The organism is Pseudomonas sp. 2,4-D (assembly GCF_030418155.1).
GTDB lineage: Bacteria > Pseudomonadota > Gammaproteobacteria > Pseudomonadales > Pseudomonadaceae > Aquipseudomonas > Aquipseudomonas alloputida.
The window spans coordinates 38,306-56,866 of record NZ_JAUHUI010000009.1 but is presented as its reverse complement, the minus strand read 5'-3'; the positions used below and the strand labels follow the sequence as shown (position 1 = coordinate 56,866).

The window sequence follows — 18,561 nt, the reverse complement described above, 5'->3', positions numbered from 1 at the left end:
TTCATCCGCAGGCGACATATTCAGGCATAATCCGCCGCTGGAAGAATTGCCTGCAAATCGTACAACAATAGCCGCCTGAAAACTTCGGTCGCGCACGTATCACCGTGGATACGGCAGAGGCCCCAAAACGGAATTGATGATGAAACTGTCTTTGCTGGGCCTGGCCATGGGCCTTGCCAGTCAGGCGGCCCTCGCCGCCCCCACCGCCCCGCCCCTGCAGGACAAGCAGGCATTCATCGAGCATCTGATCAGCCAGATGACCGAAGCCGAGAAAATCGGCCAGTTGCGCCTGATCAGCATCGGCCCGGAAATGCCCCGCGACAAGATCCGCGAGGAAATCGCCGCCGGCCGTATCGGTGGCACCTTCAACTCCCGCACTGCCCCCGAAAACCGGCCGATGCAGGACGCGGCCATGCGCAGCCGCCTGAAGATCCCGATGTTCTTCGCCTACGACACCGTCCACGGCGAGCGCACCATCTTCCCGATCGGCCTGGGTATGGCCGCTACCTGGGACATGGAGGCCGTCGCCAAGGTCGGCCGCACCGCCGCGATCGAAGCCTCGGCCGACGCCCTGGACATGACGTTCGCGCCAATGGTGGATATCGCCCGTGACCCGCGCTGGGGCCGCACCAGCGAAGGTTTCGGCGAAGACACCTACCTGACTTCGAAAATCGGCCAGGTAATGGTGCGCTCGTTCCAGGGCAGCAGCCCGGCCAACCCCGACAGCATCATGGCCATCGTCAAGCATTTCGCCTTGTATGGCGCCGTGGAAGGTGGGCGCGACTACAACACGGTCGATATGAGCCTGCCGAAAATGTACAACGACTATCTGCCACCCTATCGCGCCGCGCTCGATGCGGGGGCCGGTGGCGTGATGGTGGCGCTGAACTCGATCAACGGCGTACCGGCCACCTCCAACACCTGGCTGATGAACGACCTGCTGCGCAAGGAGTGGGGCTTCAAGGGCGTGACCATCAGCGACCACGGTGCCATCCAGGAGCTGATTCGCCACGGCGTCGCCCGGGACGGCCGTGAAGCCGCCAAGCTGGCGATCAAGGCCGGCATCGACATGAGCATGAACGATACCCTGTACGGCGAAGAGCTGCCGGGCCTGCTGAAGTCCGGCGAGGTGACCCAGCGCGAACTGGACCAGGCGGTGCGTGAAGTGCTGGGTGCCAAGTACGACATGGGCCTGTTCAAGGACCCGTACGTGCGCATCGGCAAGGCCGAAACCGACCTGAAGGACTACTACGGCAACGACCGCCTGCACCGCGAAGCTGCGCGTGACGTGGCACGCCGCAGCCTGGTGCTGCTGGAAAACCGCAACCAGACCCTGCCGCTGAAAAAGGCCGGCACCATTGCCTTGGTCGGCCCGCTGGCCGATGCCCCGATCGACATGATGGGCAGTTGGGCCGCCGACGGTAAGCCCGTTCACTCGGTGACCGTGCGCGAAGGCTTGCGCCGCGCCGTGGAAGGCAAGGCCAAGCTGGTCTACGCCAAAGGCTCCAACGTCACGGGCGACAAGGCGATCTTCGATTACCTGAACTTCCTCAACTTCGATGCCCCGGAAATCGTCGACGACCCACGCCCGCCTGCGGTGATGATCGATGAAGCAGTCAAGGCGGCGAAGCAATCCGACGTCGTGGTAGCAGTGGTCGGCGAGTCCCGCGGCATGTCCCACGAGTCGTCGAGCCGCACCACCCTGGAGATCCCGGCCAGCCAGCGCGAGCTGATCAAGGCGCTCAAGGCCACCGGCAAACCGCTGGTGCTGGTGCTGATGAACGGCCGGCCGCTATCCATCAGCTGGGAGCGCGAGCAGGCCGACGCCATCCTGGAAACCTGGTTCGCCGGCACCGAAGGCGGCAATGCCATCGCCGACGTGCTGTTTGGCGACTACAACCCCTCCGGCAAGCTGGCCATTACCTTCCCACGGTCGGTGGGGCAGATCCCGATGTACTACAACCACACGCGCATCGGCCGGCCGTTCACGCCGGGCAAGCCGGGCAACTACACCTCGCAATACTTCGAAGAACCCAACGGGCCGCTTTACCCGTTCGGCTATGGCTTGAGCTACAGCAGCTTCGAGCTGTCCGGCCTGAACCTGTCGAGCAAGGCTCTCAAGCGCGGCGATACGCTGGATGCCAAGGTAACGGTCAAGAACACCGGCAAGGTTGCAGGCGAGACGGTGGTGCAGCTGTACCTGCAGGATGTTTCGGCGTCGATGAGCCGACCAGTGAAAGAGCTGAAAAACTTCCAGAAGCTGATGCTTGAACCGGGTGAAACCCGCACGTTGACCTTCCGCATCAGCGAGGACGACCTGAAGTTCTACAATGGCCAGTTGCAGCGGGTTGCCGAACCAGGGGAGTTCAATGTCCAGGTAGGGCTGGATTCCCAGGCGGTGCATCAGCAGAGTTTTGAATTGCTTTGACTGAAATAGGCCGCCTGTTCCGGCCTCTTCGCGGATAAAACCCGCGCCTACAGGTGCTGCAGAGTACCTGTAGGCGCGGGTTTACCTGTGAAGAGGCCGGCCCCGATATCCCACCACCGGATCCGCCCCCGATGCCCTTTTCCTTTCGCGCCCTGCGTCTGGGGCTGATCACCCTGCTGATCGTGCTGGGTACCGCACTCAGCGCCGGATGGGCCATGCACCAGGCCAAGCGCCAGGCCATGGAAGACGACGCCAAGCGTGCCAGCCAGCAACTGGGCCTGTACGCCAACGCACTGCACACCCTGATCGATCGCTACCGTGCCCTCCCCGCCGTGCTGGCGCTGGACCCGGAGCTGATTACAGCCTTGCGCGGCCCTATCGACGAAAAGGTTCAGAACGCCCTGAACCTCAAGCTCGAACGCATCAATGGCGCCGCCAATTCCTCCACCCTCGAGCTGCTCGACCGCACCGGGCTGGCCATTGCCGCCAGCAACTGGCGGCTGCCCAGTAGCTACGTCGGTTCCAACTACGGTTTCCGCCCCTACTTCAAGCAAACCCGCAGCCAGGGCAGTGGCCGCTTCTATGCCGTGGGCGTGACCAGTGGCGTGCCGGGCTACTTCCTCGCCAGCGCGGTGAACGACGAGCACGGCCGATTCCTTGGCGCCATGGTGGTGAAGCTGGAGTTCCCCGAGCTGGAACGCGAATGGCGACAGGGCAACGATATCCTGCTGGTCAGCGACGCCCGAGGCATCACTTTCATCGCAAACCAGGATGGCTGGCGTTACCGCGAACTTCAGCCGCTCAGTGGCGCCGACCGTGCGGAGCTGGCCGAAACCCGTCAGTACGACAAGCAACCGCTGGTGCCGCTACACCATCAGGTGCTGACGCGGTTTGCCCCCTACAGCACCCTAAGCCGCGTGCAAGGCCCCGAGGGTAGTACCGAGTACCTGTGGGAAAGCCTGCCGCTGGAAGGCGAAAACTGGACCTTGCACCTGCTGCGCAAACCGCAGGTCGCTGCCGACGGCCGTAATGCCGCGCTTGGCGCCGCCGCCGTCTGGCTGAGCCTGGTGTTCGCCGCCCTTTTCGTCAGCCAACGCCTGCGCCTGGCACGCCTGCGCCAGCGCAGCCGGCAAGAACTCGAACGCCAGGTCGAGGAGCGCACCCGCGAGCTGCGCACTGCCCAGGAAGGCTTGGTGCAATCAGCCAAGCTGGCCGCACTCGGGCAGATGTCAGCGGCCATGGCCCACGAAATCAACCAACCGCTGACCACCCAACGTATGCAGCTGGAAACCCTGCGCCTGCTGCTTGACCATGGTCGCCATGACGAAGCGCGGCAAGCGCTGGAGCCACTGGAACAAATGCTCACGCGTATGGCAGCACTTACCAGCCACCTGAAAACCTTTGCCCGCAACAGCCCGATGGGCCTGCGCGAACGCCTTGACCTGGCAACCGTGGTCGACCAGGCCTTGCACCTGCTGGAAGCGCGACTTCGCAACGAAGAAGTGGAAGTGGCTCTGTACCTGGCACGTCCGGCCTGGGTACGCGGCGATGCCATCCGCCTGGAGCAGGTGCTGATAAACCTACTGCACAATGCACTCGACGCCATGCTCGACAAGCGTTACAAACGCCTGGAAATCCGCATCGAACCCGACGGGGAGCTATGGCGCCTGAGTGTGCTCGACTCGGGCGGCGGCATTGCCGAAGCCGATCTGGCCAAGGTCTTCGACCCATTCTTCACCACCAAACCGGTGGGGGAAGGGCTAGGGCTGGGCCTGGCCATTTCCTACGGCATCGTCCACGAGGCCGGCGGCCAGCTGCGGGCCGAAAACCTGCCTGGCGGCGCGCGTCTGAGCCTTACCCTGCCCCGTGACCTGGAGCCTGTATGTTGAATTCGGTGATCGTCGTCGATGATGAAGCCAGTATCCGCACTGCTGTCGAGCAATGGCTGAGCCTGTCTGGCTTCAGCGTGCAGTTGTTCGCTCGCGCCGAAGCGTGCCTGGCACAGCTGCCACAGCACTTCCCTGGGGTGATCATCAGCGATGTGCGTATGCCGGGCATGGATGGCCTGCAATTGCTCGAACGCCTGCAGGCGAACGACCCCGACCTGCCCGTGATTCTGCTAACCGGTCACGGTGATGTACCGATGGCCGTAGAAGCCATGCGATTGGGGGCCTATGACTTCCTGGAAAAACCCTTCACGCCGCAAGACTTGCTGGGCAGCCTGCGCCGCGCCCTGGAAAAGCGCCAGCTGGTGCTTGAGAACCGCCGGCTCCACGAGCAGGCCGACCTCAAGTCACGCCTGGAAGTCACGCTGCTGGGCATGTCCCAGGGCCTGCAACAGCTGCGCCGGCAAGTGCTGGACCTGGCCGGCCTGCCGGTGAACGTGCTGATCCGCGGTGAAACCGGCAGTGGCAAGGAGCGGGTGGCCCGCTGCCTGCACGACTTTGGCCCCCGTGCCGCCAAGCCCTTTGTAGCCCTTAACTGCGCAGCCATCCCCGAGTCGTTGTTCGAGGCCGAACTGTTCGGCCATGAGAGCGGCGCCTTCACGGGCGCCCAGGGTAAACGAATCGGCAAGCTGGAATATGCCAACGGTGGCACCGTGTTCCTCGACGAAATCGAGAGCATGCCACTGGCCCAACAGGCCAAGCTGTTGCGGGTGATACAGGAGCAGAAGCTGGAGCGCCTGGGGGCCAACCAGAGCATCAGCGTCGACCTGCGCATCATTGCTGCGACCAAGCCCGACCTGCTCGAGGAGGCTCGTGCCGGGCGCTTCCGCGAAGACCTGGCCTACCGCCTGAACGTGGCCGAATTGCGCCTGGCACCGCTGCGCGAGCGGCGGGAGGACATTCCGCTGCTGTTCGAACACTTTGCCCGTGCTGCAGGTGAAAAGCTTGGTCGCACCGCCCCGCCGCTATCGGCTGCACAGCTGGCGCAGCTGCTGTCACATGACTGGCCTGGCAACGTGCGTGAGCTGGCCAATGCGGCGGAGCGGCATGCGCTGGGCCTAGGTTCGCCAAACATCGAGGTGGCACCTGCCGGGCAGTCGCTGGGCGAGCAGATGGAAGCATTCGAGGCGCAATGCCTGCGCGCGGCCTTGCGTCAGTATGGGGGCGAGATCAAGTCGGTGATGGAGGCATTGCAACTGCCGCGGCGCACCCTTAACGAAAAGATGCAACGGCATGGGCTGGTGCGCGAGGACTTTATTGGGCAGGCATGAGCGGAAATCCGCTTATGACCAAGACCTGGTAGGCAAAAAACCGCTCATAACATCGAGGTTTTGGACTGCTTTGCAGCCCTTCGCGGTCAAGCCCGCTCCTGCAAAGGGCGGCGCAACACCCACTACTGTGCCGGCTCGGGCTATTTGATGCCCTCAAATGAATCAGCCCGCACCCATTTGGCACACCTTCTGCAATTGCCTTGGCAAGCTGCGCCACGGCGCGCTCCACAAAAACAACGAGAAGGTATCCCTCATGGATAACGCCACCTCCCTGCCCGCCGGGGCGGCCACCGCGCCTGCCGCAGAAAAAACCACCGCCAGCCGCCTGAAGTCGATTTTCAGCGGGTCCATCGGCAACATGGTCGAATGGTACGACTGGTACGTCTACGCCGCATTCTCGCTGTACTTCGCCAAGGCCTTCTTCCCCGCCGGCGACTCCACCGCACAACTGCTCAATACCGCTGCGATCTTCGCCGTGGGCTTCCTGATGCGCCCGATCGGTGGCTGGCTGATGGGCCTGTACGCCGACCGCAAGGGCCGCAAGGCCGCGCTGATGGCGTCGGTATTGCTCATGTGCGCAGGCTCGCTGGTCATCGCCCTGACCCCAGGTTATGAAACCATCGGCGTCGCCGCACCTGTCCTGCTGGTCATCGCGCGCCTGCTGCAGGGCCTGTCGGTGGGTGGTGAATACGGCACCTCGGCCACCTACCTCAGCGAGATGGCCAGCAAGGAGCGCCGTGGTTTCTTCTCCAGCTTCCAGTACGTGACCCTGATCTCTGGCCAGCTCATCGCCCTGGCGGTACTGATCGTCCTGCAACAGACCCTGACCACCGAGCAATTGTACGCCTGGGGCTGGCGCGTGCCGTTCGTGATCGGTGCGCTGTGCGCCGTGGTGGCCCTGTACCTGCGTCGCGGCATGGAAGAAACCGCCTCGTTCACCAAGAAGGAAAAGGCCAAGGAAAGCCTGATGCGCACCCTGCTGCGTCACCCCAAGGAGTTGATGACCGTCGTCGGCCTGACCATGGGCGGCACCCTGGCCTTCTACACCTACACCACCTACATGCAGAAATACCTGGTCAACACCGTGGGCATGAGCATCAGTGACTCGACCACCATCTCGGCCGCCACGCTGTTCCTGTTCATGTGCCTGCAGCCGGTGATCGGTGGTCTGTCCGACAAGATCGGCCGCCGTCCGATCCTGATCGCCTTCGGCGTGCTCGGCACCCTGTTCACCGTCCCCATCCTCAGCACCCTGCACACCATCCAGACCTGGTGGGGTGCATTCTTCCTGATCATGGCCGCACTGATCATCGTAAGCGGCTATACCTCGATCAACGCCGTGGTCAAAGCCGAGCTGTTCCCTACCGAGATTCGCGCCCTGGGCGTGGGCCTGCCGTATGCCCTGACGGTGTCGATCTTCGGTGGCACCGCCGAATACGTGGCCCTTTGGTTCAAGAGCGCTGGGATGGAGAGCGGCTTCTACTGGTACGTCACCGCCTGTATCGCCTGCTCGCTGCTGGTTTACGCGACCATGAAAGACACCAAGCAGCACTCGCGGATTACCACTGAGTAACGCTGGCCTGGCAGTACTAAAAGGGGGCGCTCCATTGCATGGAGCGCCCCTTTTTCATTCAGAACTTTCCTTCTTAACGCCCTATTAATTCCACCTTATCAAGCTGCAATGGCTGGCAGAACGCTAGCGCCCGTACGAACGCTCCCAAGCCAGCCTTGCGACCTGAAGGACGACATAGGCGCCCAAATACATCGAACAAATAGATTATTAGCCACTGTTTTTTGCGCTTTTTAATCAAATTATTCGGCGTAGGATTAAACCCATAGAAACAAACAACTCACCAACCCCTGGAGCAACGACCATGAAAAACAAACTGATCCTTACCCTGGCCCTCTCGGTTTTCGCAGCTGGCGCCTTCGCCGAAGATGGCTTCGACCGGACCGACGCTCACACCTTTGCCGCGGTTCAAACCCAGTCAGCCAGCTACGCTGAAGATGGCTTCGACCGCACCGGTGGCCAACGCTTCGCCGAAGACGGCTTCGACCGCACCGGTGGCCAGCGCTTCGCCGAAGACGGCTTCGACCGCACCGGTGGCCAACGCTTCGCTGAAGACGGCTTCGACCGCACCAACGCGCACCGCATCAGCTGATACCTGATTGCGAGCACCCAGCCCGGCTTCGGCCGGGCTTGATCATTTGCAGGCAAGCTCAGGCTTGGCACACTAGGCACCTTGTCCACCAGGAGGTAGGGCCAACAAGCCCAGCACAGATGTATTACTACGAACCCGCCAAAGGCCACGGCCTGCCGCACGACCCGTTCAATGCCATCGTCGGTCCCCGCCCGATCGGCTGGATCTCCTCTCAGGACCGCGAAGGCCGCCTGAACCTGGCGCCTTACAGCTTCTTCAATGCGTTCAACTACATCCCGCCGATCATCGGTTTCTGCAGCGTCGGGCGCAAAGACAGCCTGAACAACATCGAGCAGACCGGTGAGTTCGTCTGGAACCTGGCCACCCGCCCACTGGCCGAGCAAATGAACCTGAGCTGTGCACCGGTTGCTGCCGAAGTGAACGAATTCGAATTGAGCGGCCTCACTGCCGCACCGTCGAGCATCGTCAAGGTGCCACGCGTGGGTGAAACGCCGGTAGCCTTCGAGTGCAAGGTCAGCCAGATCGTCCAGCTCAAGCGCGCCGATCAGGAACAGGTGCCCAGCTGGCTGATCCTTGGGGAAGTGGTGGCGGTGCACATTGCCGAGCACCTGTTGAACAACGGCATCTACGATACCGCTGCCGCCGAGCCGATCCTGCGTGGAGGTGGCCCAGCGGATTATTTCGAGCTGGGCAACCTGTTCAAGATGGCCCGGCCGCCGGCCTGATCACCAGACCAGCTCACCCTCTTCGCTGACGCCCTGCAGGCGTTGCAGCTCGGCGGTGGCCGCTTCGTCGGCGGCCACAGCGCCCTTGAACACCTGCCCGTCGAGAACCTTGTGAAAGCGCGGCGCACCGCCCATGCCCAAGGCTTTGACTGCGATGGCCGCGTTGTAGCCGCCACCTTCCACCGGCACCATCGCCGATACCGCTTCGAAATGAGTGAATTCCCTACGTGCCATGTTGCTGTCCGGGTTGTTGAACAAGGGCGTCACTTTACCTCATCCAGGCTCAGTCGAAGGTATGCAAGTCCAGGCTGCTGACCACCTGAGCCTGCACCAGCTCACCGAACACCTCCAGTGTCGGCGAAGCAAAGTAACCACTCATCGCCTGCTGGTCCTGCCAGCTTCCGCTGAGCAACCACAGGTCAGCATCAGCCTGAGAACGCTGCACGGTGAAACTCAGGCAACCCGGTGTACGCAGCGAGGGCTCGAGCAGGTCACGCAGACGCGCGCCCAGCTCTGCCGAGCGCCCGCTGCTGGCACGGATGAAAGCAAGGTGGGTGACCGGTTGTTTAAGGGTCATTGCACAATCTCCTTGAAGCAGGCGGACGGAAAAGCCAGGCTGCCAAGGTTAGGCGCTCACCCGCGCGGCGCGTTAGGCCATTACTGCATGTCGATTGCCTGATCCTGCAGCGCGGCAGGATCAGGCAATCGACATGCAGCTTTCGACTAGCGCCCGTCTTTGCCCAAACCTATGCTGCGTCGGTCAGCAGAGGAAAGCCATCATGACCACCGCCACGTCCACCGAACCGACCCTGGAACTGCAGCGCCTGGAGCTGGCCGAGCTGATCAACCGCCATGCGGGCGAGCCCTTTGGCCCAGCATCGGCCATCGATGACCTGTACCTGGTGCGTTACACCGAAAATGTGCGTTCTGTACCCACCCTGGCGCAGCCTGCCCTGTGCATCCTTGCCCAAGGCAGCAAAAGCCTGTTCCTGGGTGACGAGCAGTACGCCTACGACCCACTGCATTACATGGTCGTTTCGGTGACCTTGCCACTCAGTGCCGTGAGGCTGGATGCCAGCCCCGAGAACCCAAGCCTGGGCCTGCGCATGGACCTGGACCCGGCCGAGATCAGCCAGCTGATCGCCGAGAGCGGGCCGATGCTGGTACCCAATCGACCTTCCGGCCGTGGTTTGTATGTGGAAAGGACTGATGCCGCGTTACTCGATGCCCTGCTGCGGTTGCTGCGGCTGCTGGACACCCCTCGCGACATCGCAATGCTGGCGCCGCTGTTCCGCCGAGAGATTCTCTACCGCCTGCTGCGTGGTCCGCAGGGTTACCGGCTGTATGAAATTGCCTTGGCCAACAGCCAGACCCACCGGGTTTGCCAGGCCATCTCCTGGCTCAACAACAACTTCCAACAGCCGCTGCGTATCGAGGACCTGGCCCGTGAGGTCAACCTCAGCACCTCGACCTTGCACCACCGCTTCAAGGCCGTGACCTCGATGAGCCCGCTTCAGTACCAGAAGCAACTGCGCCTGCAGGAGGCGCGGCGGCTGATGTTGAACGATGGGCTGGAGGCGGCGGTGGCGGCTTATCGGGTGGGTTATGAAAGCCCGTCGCAGTTCAGCCGTGAATACAGCCGGCTTTACGGCGCGCCGCCGATTCGTGATGTGGCTCGGTTGCGGGCTACTGCGGTCTGAAGCTCAACATTCGCCTGCACCGGCGCTTTCGCGGGTAAACCCGCTCCTACAGGTTTTTGCACAGATGCGAAAATTGCGCGCTGCCTGCAGGCGCGAGAGGCCGATACAGGCAATCGCAATACTTCAACCCAATACCGCGGCCTGCCACTGATTCTGGTCCACCTGAATCAAGGTCGGCCCCTTGCGCTCAACCGCTTGCCCGAGCGCCGCCTGCAATTGGGCGATATCGGCCACGTTCTCTGCTGCCGCGCCCAACGCCCGCGCCACGCCGATGAAATCCGGGGTATGGATATCCACTCCGACCGGCTCGATCGCCCGATTGACCATGTATTTCTTGATTTCCTCGTACCCCTGGTTATTCCACAGCAGTACGATCAGCGGTACCTGCGCCTCCACTGCACTGGCCAGTTCCGGCAGGGTGAACTGCAAACCACCATCACCAATCAGGCACACCGCCGGAGCGCGTTCGACGGTCTGCTCGCCACTGCCCAACCAGGCGCCCATGGCTGCTGGCAACGCGTAACCCAAGGTGCCGTAACCGGTCGAGGCGTTGAACCAGCGGCGTGGCTGCTCCATGTCGAGTGTCAGGTTGCCGGTATACACAGGTTGGGTCGAGTCGCCCACCAGAATCGCATTAGGCAGGCGCTCCAGTATGGCGCTCAGCAAACGTGTCTGGCTCAGGGTTGGCTGGTCCCAGTCTGCCGCCAGGACCTTGCGCAGGTTGGCCACGCGAGCCATGCCCCAAGTGCTTTCGTGCACTGGCTGCGGCTGAGTTTGCAAGGCACCGAGCAGCGCTTCGGCTGCCAGCTTGGCATCGGCTACCAGCGCCAGCTCCGGCAGATAATTGCGCACGGTCTGGTCCGGGTCGATGTCAATGCGCAGCAGCCTGCCCGGGATCTCGAAGCCTCCCTTGAAGGTCACGTCATAATCGGTTTCGGCCAGTTCGGTGCCGATCGCCAGCACCACGTCCGCCTCGGCCACCAGCGCCCGTGTGGCCGGTAACGACTGGGTCGAGCCGATCTGCAATGGGTGGCTGGCAGGCAGCAAGCCTTTGGCATTGATGGTCAGCGCCACCGGGGCCTGCAGGTGTTCAGCCAGCCGTGCCAGCGCGGCCCCTGCAGCCAATGCCCCGCCACCGGCCAGAATCAGCGGCCGACGCGCACTGGCCAGGCGCTCAGCCATCTGCGCTACGGCCTGCGGTGCAGCACCAGCCCGACTGCCACGTACAGGGCGGCCCGGCAGCAGGAAGTCGGCCGGTTCAACCAGCACATCGAGCGGGATTTCGATATGCACCGGGCGTGGCCGGGCACTGTCGAACACGGCAAATGCCCTGGCCAGTACCTGCGGCAAGTCGGCTGCACTCATCAAGGTGTGGGAAAACGCCGCCACACCCGATACCAGCGCGGCTTGGTTGGGCAGCTCGTGCAACTTGCCACGGCCACCGCCCAGCTGGTCACGGGACTGCACGCTGGAAATCACCAGCATCGGGATCGAGTCGGCATAGGCCTGGCCCATGGCAGTGGTGATATTGGTCATGCCCGGGCCGGTGATAATGAAGCACACTCCGGGTTTGCCGCGGGTGCGCGCATAGCCGTCAGCCATGAACCCGGCACCTTGCTCATGACGCGGGGTGATGTGACGAATGGAAGAGCCCGCCAGGCCACGATAGAGCTCCACGGTATGTACACCGGGGATGCCGAAAACATGATCGACGCCATAGCCTTCAAGGAGTTTGACCAGTACTTCGCCACAGGTTGCCATCAGGGGTCACCATGAATCTTGTTGGGGTATGCCCTTATTGGACCCAAGCCACGGCTATCGCCACAATGTAAAAAAACACATACTAGCCATGTCCTGTGATCATGGCTCACTGCAATGAAACGCCTCCCGCCCCTGCCTGCCCTGCACACGTTTCTGGTCACCGCCCAGCACTGCAACTTCACCCGCGCCGGGCAGCAGTTGCACATCACCCAGGGCGCTGTCAGCCGCCAGATTGCAGCCCTCGAAGAACACCTCGGTTATGCCCTGTTCAAGCGCGAGGCGCGTGGGTTGAGCCTGACCCGTGAAGGCCTGGACTGGCTGCCACGGGTGCAGCAGGTGTTCGCCCTGATCGAACAAGGGGTGCGCGAGGTGGGTGAGCACAGCACCACTCTGCAGCTCAAGGCCCCCACCTGCGTGATGCGTTGGCTGCTGCCGCGCCTGATGGAGTGGCAGGCACTGCGCCCGGACGTACCGGTGGAGCTGACCACTACAGTGCAGCACGGGGTGGATTTGCGTCGCGAGGGCTTCGATGCCGCAGTGGTCTACGGCGATGCGCCGAACCACGGGCTGCAGGTGCGCAAGCTGTTCGATGAGCAGCTGACCCCGGTGTGCGCACCGTCACTGCGTGAGGGGCCAGTGCCGTTGCAGCAGGTGGAAGACCTGGCCCGACATATGTTGCTGCATCCCTCGCGGGATGAACACGACTGGCGGTTGTGGTTGCAGGCGGCTGGAGTGACGCTGGCCACGCATGGACCCAAACAGCATTTCGAGACACTGGACATGGCGATGGCCATGGCTTCGCAGGGGACAGGGGTGGCAATCGGTGACTGGTCGCTGATTGGCGATGACCTGCGCGGCGGGCGGTTGTGCATGCCGTTTGCGCTGAAGGTGCTGACAGGCAAGGGGTATTACCTGGTGAGCCAGGCCAGGAGCTTGCCGCCGGGGTTGCTGGAATTGCTGGACTGGCTGGAGGGCCAGGCCAGCCTGTGACGGCCCTTTCGCAGTCGACTCAATAGCCGACTGTGAACCGTTGCCGCGAGTGCTGCGGCTGCTCCAGCTCATCCAGCATGGCAATCGCATAGTCGGCAAACGTGATCCAGCTCTTGCCGTCCGCACCGATCAACAGATGATCCTTGCCCAGCGTATAGTGACCTCTGCGCTCACCCTCAACGAACTCAGCCGAAGGCGAGAGGAAGGTCCAGTCCAGGTTCGGCTCGCGCCGCAGCGCCTCCAGAAAACGCACGCCGGCACTGGCCTCGGCTTTATACGCCTCCGGGAAATCCGGGCTGTCGATCACCCAATGCCCTGACGGCAGCAACAAGCTACCGGCGCCACCCACCACCAGCAGGCGCTTGACCCCGGCGCGCTTCACCGGCTCGATGATGGCGTGCGGCTGCATTGTCGAGAAATGCGCGGCACTCAACACAGCGTCCATACCTGCGACCGCTGCTTGCAGGGCCGCGCTGTCCGTGGCATCCAGCGACTTGACGGTCACACCCTCTCGCCCTTCAAGCGTGGAAGGGTCGCGGGCAATGGCCAGTACACGGTGACCACGGCGCAGGGCCTCTTCCAGTAACTGGCTGCCAGCGCGGCCAGTGGCACCGATGATTGCGATCTTGCTCATGAAATACTCTCCATCAGTTGAACGAAATGACTGCCCTTGGCGACCTTCGCCGCCAGCGCCAAGGCTCTCGTCTGCCGGCTTCGGATAACGCCTTCCGGCAAACAATGCGCATAGCTTAGTTACCCGATTCGTCACAAAAAATGCGATGCTCAGACATAGTTTGTTTCTGAAATCGGGCAAATCATGGATCGCCTCAACGCCATGCGTGTATTCGTCACAGTCATCGATCTGGGCAGCCAGTCGGCGGCGGCGGACTATCTGCAGTTATCGCGGCCGGTCGTGTCGCGCTACCTGGCAGAGTTGGAAGACTGGGTTGGCACGCGGCTGATGCAGCGGACCACGCGCAAGCTCAGCCTCACGGCAGCCGGCCAGGAAACCCTGCCTCGCTGCCGGCAACTGCTGGAACTGGCCGGCGACATGCAGGCTGCCGTGCAGCAGCCGGAAGACTCGCCAAGGGGGGCACTGCGTATCAGCGTCAGTACCTCATTCGGCCAGGCACAGCTGGTGGATGCAGTGGCCGCCTATGTGCGGCGCTTTCCCGACGTGAAGGTAGAACTGCAGATGCTCGACCGCACCGTCAACCTGGTGGACGAGCGCATCGACCTGGCCATTCGCACCAGCAATGACGTGGACCCCAGCCTCATCGCCCGGCGCCTGAGCGTGTGCCGCTCGGTCGTGTGCGCGGCACCGGCCTACCTGAATGAGCGAGGCACGCCGCAACGGGTTGAGGAACTGAGCCAGCACAACTGCCTGACCCATGCCTATTTCGGACACAGCTTGTGGCATTTCGCGGTAGCCGGCCAGCAGGTCGCCGTGCCCGTATCGGGAAACATCAGTGCCAATGAGGTGATGACCCTGCAGAGGGCCGCGCTGGCTGGCGCAGGTATCGCCATGCTGCCAACCTTCCAGGCCGCAGACGCCATACGCCGGGGTGAACTGGTGCGTCTGCTGCCCGAGGCCAAACCACGTGAACTGAACCTGAATGCGGTGTATACGTCGCGCAAACACATGCCGGCGACCTTGCGCAGCATGCTGGATTTCTTGGTACAGCGTTTCAAGGACGAGCCGGAGTGGGATCGGGATCTATACTAGTGGCGTACACCCCTATCGCTGTCACAGGAGGTGAGCACCATGGGCATCAATTCCAGAAGAGTCGCCCTTGTCATGGCCCTTACCGCAGTCGCAGCGCTGTATGGCTCAGCCTGCTGGCGCGCCGAACTGCTACGCAGCCAGCCCAGCGTCGCCAATAGCTGCGAGCAGGCACATTGCGTGCCTCACAGTGCAACCTTGAGCGCCGTCCGTTGAATGGACAGCGCCCTGCTGATCACTCTTCGACGCTCATGTATTCCTTGGCCCAGCGAATGTAGTCCTCAGGCTGGGTGTAGGTGTGCGAGAGTTCGGTGGCACTGAGGTTTTCCGACTTGTTCTGCCGACCACGCTGCAGCCGCAGGCAGTCGTAAGTGGCCTTGATCGCGGCAAAGTAAGCCGCATGGCCATCGACCACGATGCGCACGCCCAGACGCGCCAGGCGCTCGTCATCGCGCAGGTTCGGGTTGCCATAGGTAACCAGCATCAGCGGCACAGTCAGGTGCTCGGCAATCTGTTCGAGCTGCTCGAAGTCTTTGACCCCGACCATGCAGATGCCATCAGCGCCCGCCTTCTGGTAGCTCTGGGTACGCACGATGATTTCTTCGGTACTGAGTACGCCCGCGTTGGTACGGGCAATGATCGACAGGGACGAATCGACTCGTGCCTCCAGCGCCGCGCGGATCTTGCCAACGCCCTCCTCGACCGGGATCAGGTCGGTGGACTTGCGCCCGAACTGGGCAGGCAGCAGGGTGTCCTCGATGGTCAGTGCGGCCACACCGGCGCGCTCCAGTTCGATCACCGTGCGCATCACGTTCAATGCGTTGCCATAGCCGTGGTCGGCGTCGGCCAGTACCGGCAGTTGCGCGACCCGACCAATGCGGGTGGCCTGCTCGACGAACTCGCTGAGGGTGATCAGAGCGAAGTCCGGAGCAGCAAGTACCTGCAACGAAGCGACCGAACCGCCGAGGATACCGACTTCGAAGCCCAGGTCTGCGGCAATGCGTGCCGACATCGGGTCGAACACCGAGGCAGTGTGGAAACACGAACCTGAAGCGAGCAGCTCGCGGAAGGCAAAACGCAGATCTTGGTGGGAAGCCTTGGGCATGATCACTCCGCAAAAAAGTTGAAATTTGAACGGTAACTACCGACCCCTGTAATCGGGTCTACCTGACCTGTTCCAACCGTCGCCATCTGGGCGGTCATGCTCGACATGCAGGCAGAGGAATAAAAGGTGTGGGAGACAGCGGACTGAAAAACCTGCGGCAATATGTTGCACCAACCTGGTGCAAGCCCCGGATTTCAGCCTCTGTGGCATACCAACGATATCACGCAGCCATGCAGCACTGGATGAATGCGCCAATGCCGATCTTGCATAGGGGATGCAGATAGTACATAGGAAGCTACCTAACTCAGGTTACAATCCGAGGGCTTCTGCGAGAGCAGGCTTGCCCGCGAAGGGGCCGCCATTGACAAAACAAGGTATTTCCGTGACCGCCGCCCTGCCCCCCACCGCCCTGCGCAACGTGCTCACCGCCCTGATGCTGGCCATCTTCCTCGGCGCACTGGACCAGACCATCGTCGCCGTCTCGCTGCCCGCCATCTCGGCGCAATTCAGCGATGTCGGCCTGCTGGCTTGGGTCATCTCCGGTTATATGGTGGCCATGACCGTGGCCGTGCCGATCTACGGCAAACTGGGCGACCTTTACGGCCGGCGCCGGATGATCCTCACCGGCATCAGCCTGTTCACCCTGGCCTCCATTGCCTGCGCCATGGCCCAGAACATGCCGCAACTGGTGCTGGCCCGGGTACTGCAGGGTATCGGCGCAGGCGGGATGGTCTCGGTGAGCCAGGCAATCATTGGCGACTTCGTACCCCCACGCGAACGCGGCCGCTACCAGGGCTACTTCAGCAGCATGTACGCCGCGGCCAGCGTGGCCGGGCCAGTGCTGGGCGGCTGGTTGACCGAGTACCTGTCGTGGCGCTGGGTGTTCTGGATCAACCTGCCGCTGGGGCTGGTCGCCTTGTGGGCCATTCGCCGTGCGCTCGGCGACATGCCGGTGCAGCGTCGCGAGGCACAGGTGGACTACCTTGGCGCCATGCTGTTGATTCTCGGCCTAGGCAGCCTGCTGCTAGGCATCACCTTGGTAGGCCAGGGCCACGCCTGGGCCGACCCGGCCGTGCTGGCGCTGTTCGGCTGCGCCCTGCTGGGCCTGGCGCTATTCATCACCCACGAACGCCGCTGCCCGGAGCCGCTGCTGCCGCTCAGCCTGTTCGGCAACCGTGTGGCAGTGCTGTGCTGGGCGGTGATCTTCTTCGCCAGCTTCCAGTCCATTTCGCTGACCATGCTCATGCCCTTGCGTTACCAGGGCATTACCGGCGCCGGCGCCGACAGCGCCGCCCTGCATCTGCTGCCGCTGGCCATGGGGCTGCCCATGGGCGCCTTCACAGGAGGCCGCATGACCAGCCGGACCGGGCGCTACAAACCACAGATCCTGGCCGGTGCACTGCTGATGCCAGTGGCCATTTTCGCGATGGCACTGACTCCGCCGCAATCAGCGTTGCTCAGTGCGCTGTTCATGCTGCTGACCGGCATAGCCTGCGGGCTGCAATTCCCGACCTCACTGGTGGGCACACAAAGCGCGGTGGCCAGCAAGGACATCGGCGTGGCCACCAGCACCACCAACCTGTTCCGTTCGCTGGGCGGAGCCATGGGCGTGGCGTGCATGTCCAGCTTGTTGCTGGCACTGCTGCATCAGGGTGGTTTCGAACTGTCGGGTAACCCGTTGCTGGGGAGCTTGAAGGCCGCAGAGGTGGACCTGGTGACTCAGGGGCGGTTGCTGGAAACGTTCCAGCAGCTGCTGATGGGGAGTGCGGTCGTCGCGGTGCTGGGACTGTTTGCGGCATTGGCTTTGCCCGACCGGCAATTGCGCGGCCGCTGAAGACTACGCAATCGCTGCAAGAGCCGCCTTGTGCTGCGAACAGCCGCAGGGCGGCCACGCCCCTTAATGCCCCCTTAACACAAAGGGGAAACACTCCCTCACAATCCTTAACAAAGTGTCATTTGCGCAGAGCAGGGCTCAAGCGCAGCATATCCAGCCCGGTGTCGACCCATTTTTCGACATCGCCCAACAGATCGACACTGTCAGGCAGCAATAGCCAGCGCCCGATCAGGCCATCGACATAGGCAAACATGGCCACCGCCGCGCGCTCCACATCCAGCTCGCCAGGCAACTGGCCCCGGCGTACGGCATTGGCCAGCGCCAGGGTGATGCCCTTGTGGCAATCCAGCACCGCACTCTGGCGCTGCTGGCGAATTTCACACATGTCATCGGTGAACTCGCACTTGTGATGCAGGATTTCATTGATACGACGGGTTCGGGCATCGAGCACCAGCTCGTTGAACACTTGCAACAGCAGCTTGCGCATGCAGCCAAGCGGGTCGAGTTCATCCTCGCTTTCGCTCGCGCGCGCCAAATGGTCATGGGTCTCGTGCAGACTGTCGAGCAACGCCTGCACCAGCTCGGCCTTGTTGTTGAAGTGCCAGTAGATCGCCCCCCGCGTCACACCCGCCAGTTCGGCGATGTCGGCCAGGGTGGTTCGCGCAACCCCGCGCTTGTAGAAGGCCCTTTCCGCCGCCTCGATGATCTGGGCACGGGTTTCCTGGGCTTCTTCTTTGGTTCGACGGACCATGGCAGTACAACCTCATCTGGCCCGAACGCGCAGCGCGGGCGGGGAACGCTCCGAGGGCTCCTGTGCCGGGGCCTCTCGGATGAGCTAATCAAGCGCTGAGGGGTACCGGAGTACAACTCAGCAGTATTTACAAACAACCATGAATGTAAGTATATTCCTTAGCAA

At 62.5% G+C, this 18,561-nt stretch carries 16 protein-coding genes; 10 read left to right on the top strand and 6 right to left on the bottom strand.

Going from position 1 to position 18,561, the window contains the following annotated elements; all coding sequences use genetic code 11:
• Window positions 1–136: 136 nt before the first annotated feature.
• From bglX to QYE47_RS09250, 6 genes are all read left to right on the top strand, one after another.
• Window positions 137–2,428 carry a beta-glucosidase BglX gene (gene bglX, locus QYE47_RS09275; RefSeq protein ID WP_070384319.1) on the top strand — a complete coding sequence of 764 codons (2,292 nt, stop codon included), beginning with the start codon at window positions 137–139 and terminating at the stop codon, window positions 2,426–2,428.
• Between the two features lie 131 nt (window positions 2,429–2,559).
• Complete coding sequence (locus tag QYE47_RS09270; protein WP_070384320.1) at window positions 2,560–4,317, top strand: ATP-binding protein; 1,758 nt, start codon at window positions 2,560–2,562, stop codon at window positions 4,315–4,317.
• Entirely contained in the window at window positions 4,311–5,645 is a 1,335-nt protein-coding gene (locus QYE47_RS09265) for a sigma-54 dependent transcriptional regulator (RefSeq protein ID WP_070384321.1), read from the top strand. Before QYE47_RS09270 ends, QYE47_RS09265 begins: the two co-directional genes overlap by 7 nt.
• Before the next feature lie 253 nt (window positions 5,646–5,898).
• Window positions 5,899–7,218, top strand: coding sequence for an MFS transporter (locus QYE47_RS09260; RefSeq protein ID WP_003251986.1), 1,320 nt, complete (start codon window positions 5,899–5,901; stop codon window positions 7,216–7,218).
• A 301-nt stretch (window positions 7,219–7,519) separates the two neighbouring features.
• Window positions 7,520–7,807 (top strand): hypothetical protein, encoded by a 288-nt coding sequence (locus tag QYE47_RS09255; RefSeq protein ID WP_014859144.1) that lies wholly within the window; start codon window positions 7,520–7,522, stop codon window positions 7,805–7,807.
• 119 nt (window positions 7,808–7,926) lie between these two features.
• Entirely contained in the window at window positions 7,927–8,532 is a 606-nt protein-coding gene (locus QYE47_RS09250) for a flavin reductase (RefSeq protein WP_010952506.1), read from the top strand.
• Here QYE47_RS09250 and QYE47_RS09245 read toward each other — a convergent pair whose 3' ends face one another.
• Both QYE47_RS09245 and QYE47_RS09240 read right to left on the bottom strand, forming a co-directional pair.
• Window positions 8,533–8,799 (bottom strand): hypothetical protein, encoded by a 267-nt coding sequence (locus tag QYE47_RS09245; protein ID WP_014592241.1) that lies wholly within the window; start codon window positions 8,797–8,799, stop codon window positions 8,533–8,535.
• A 16-nt stretch (window positions 8,800–8,815) separates the two neighbouring features.
• Complete coding sequence (locus QYE47_RS09240; protein ID WP_010952504.1) at window positions 8,816–9,109, bottom strand: putative quinol monooxygenase; 294 nt, start codon at window positions 9,107–9,109, stop codon at window positions 8,816–8,818.
• Between the two features lie 202 nt (window positions 9,110–9,311).
• Between QYE47_RS09240 and QYE47_RS09235 the strand changes: the two genes are divergently transcribed.
• The gene (locus tag QYE47_RS09235; protein WP_014592242.1) at window positions 9,312–10,232 is read left to right on the top strand and encodes an AraC family transcriptional regulator; all 921 of its coding nucleotides are present in this window, start codon (window positions 9,312–9,314) and stop codon (window positions 10,230–10,232) included.
• Between the two features lie 123 nt (window positions 10,233–10,355).
• Here the strand turns inward: QYE47_RS09235 and QYE47_RS09230 are convergent, their stop codons facing one another.
• A complete protein-coding gene (locus QYE47_RS09230; protein ID WP_070384323.1) occupies window positions 10,356–11,993 on the bottom strand; it encodes a 5-guanidino-2-oxopentanoate decarboxylase in 1,638 nt (545 codons plus the stop codon).
• Window positions 11,994–12,107: 114 nt separating this feature from the next.
• Here QYE47_RS09230 and QYE47_RS09225 point away from each other — a divergent pair, with 114 nt between their 5' ends.
• Window positions 12,108–12,983: a LysR substrate-binding domain-containing protein gene (locus tag QYE47_RS09225; RefSeq protein ID WP_014592244.1), complete on the top strand. Its 876-nt coding sequence runs from the start codon at window positions 12,108–12,110 to the stop codon at window positions 12,981–12,983.
• A 19-nt stretch (window positions 12,984–13,002) separates the two neighbouring features.
• On the opposite strand, the gene QYE47_RS09220 is transcribed toward QYE47_RS09225, so the two are convergent.
• The gene (locus QYE47_RS09220) at window positions 13,003–13,617 is read right to left on the bottom strand and encodes an NAD(P)-dependent oxidoreductase (protein ID WP_070384324.1); all 615 of its coding nucleotides are present in this window, start codon (window positions 13,615–13,617) and stop codon (window positions 13,003–13,005) included.
• A 183-nt stretch (window positions 13,618–13,800) separates the two neighbouring features.
• Between QYE47_RS09220 and QYE47_RS09215 the strand changes: the two genes are divergently transcribed.
• Window positions 13,801–14,709: a LysR family transcriptional regulator gene (locus QYE47_RS09215; RefSeq protein ID WP_070384325.1), complete on the top strand. Its 909-nt coding sequence runs from the start codon at window positions 13,801–13,803 to the stop codon at window positions 14,707–14,709.
• A gap of 232 nt (window positions 14,710–14,941) precedes the next feature.
• Here the strand turns inward: QYE47_RS09215 and QYE47_RS09210 are convergent, their stop codons facing one another.
• On the bottom strand, window positions 14,942–15,811 hold the full coding sequence (locus tag QYE47_RS09210; RefSeq protein ID WP_003251963.1) for an oxaloacetate decarboxylase: 870 nt from the start codon (window positions 15,809–15,811) through the stop codon (window positions 14,942–14,944).
• Window positions 15,812–16,193: 382 nt separating this feature from the next.
• On the opposite strand from QYE47_RS09210, the gene QYE47_RS09205 reads away from it, so the two are divergent.
• A complete protein-coding gene (locus tag QYE47_RS09205) occupies window positions 16,194–17,645 on the top strand; it encodes an MDR family MFS transporter (RefSeq protein ID WP_019437967.1) in 1,452 nt (483 codons plus the stop codon).
• 118 nt (window positions 17,646–17,763) lie between these two features.
• Here QYE47_RS09205 and ttgR read toward each other — a convergent pair whose 3' ends face one another.
• Complete coding sequence (gene ttgR, locus QYE47_RS09200; protein ID WP_010952495.1) at window positions 17,764–18,396, bottom strand: efflux transport transcriptional regulator TtgR; 633 nt, start codon at window positions 18,394–18,396, stop codon at window positions 17,764–17,766.
• Window positions 18,397–18,561 lie beyond the last annotated feature (165 nt).

What these genes read in the sequence shown, in the direction of transcription:
- QYE47_RS09270 (WP_070384320.1), top strand. Translation starts at nt 2,560, where the DNA reads ATGCCCTTTTCCTTTCGCGCCCTGCGTCTGGGGCTGATCACCCTGCTG.
- QYE47_RS09240 (WP_010952504.1), bottom strand. Translation starts at nt 9,109, where the DNA reads ATGACCCTTAAACAACCGGTCACCCACCTTGCTTTCATCCGTGCCAGC.
- QYE47_RS09215 (WP_070384325.1), top strand. Translation starts at nt 13,801, where the DNA reads ATGGATCGCCTCAACGCCATGCGTGTATTCGTCACAGTCATCGATCTG.
- ttgR (WP_010952495.1), bottom strand. Translation starts at nt 18,396, where the DNA reads ATGGTCCGTCGAACCAAAGAAGAAGCCCAGGAAACCCGTGCCCAGATC.
- QYE47_RS09230 (WP_070384323.1), bottom strand. Translation starts at nt 11,993, where the DNA reads ATGGCAACCTGTGGCGAAGTACTGGTCAAACTCCTTGAAGGCTATGGC.
- QYE47_RS09220 (WP_070384324.1), bottom strand. Translation starts at nt 13,617, where the DNA reads ATGAGCAAGATCGCAATCATCGGTGCCACTGGCCGCGCTGGCAGCCAG.
- QYE47_RS09255 (WP_014859144.1), top strand. Translation starts at nt 7,520, where the DNA reads ATGAAAAACAAACTGATCCTTACCCTGGCCCTCTCGGTTTTCGCAGCT.
- QYE47_RS09225 (WP_014592244.1), top strand. Translation starts at nt 12,108, where the DNA reads ATGAAACGCCTCCCGCCCCTGCCTGCCCTGCACACGTTTCTGGTCACC.
- QYE47_RS09260 (WP_003251986.1), top strand. Translation starts at nt 5,899, where the DNA reads ATGGATAACGCCACCTCCCTGCCCGCCGGGGCGGCCACCGCGCCTGCC.
- QYE47_RS09235 (WP_014592242.1), top strand. Translation starts at nt 9,312, where the DNA reads ATGACCACCGCCACGTCCACCGAACCGACCCTGGAACTGCAGCGCCTG.
- QYE47_RS09250 (WP_010952506.1), top strand. Translation starts at nt 7,927, where the DNA reads ATGTATTACTACGAACCCGCCAAAGGCCACGGCCTGCCGCACGACCCG.
- QYE47_RS09210 (WP_003251963.1), bottom strand. Translation starts at nt 15,811, where the DNA reads ATGCCCAAGGCTTCCCACCAAGATCTGCGTTTTGCCTTCCGCGAGCTG.
- QYE47_RS09265 (WP_070384321.1), top strand. Translation starts at nt 4,311, where the DNA reads ATGTTGAATTCGGTGATCGTCGTCGATGATGAAGCCAGTATCCGCACT.
- bglX (WP_070384319.1), top strand. Translation starts at nt 137, where the DNA reads ATGATGAAACTGTCTTTGCTGGGCCTGGCCATGGGCCTTGCCAGTCAG.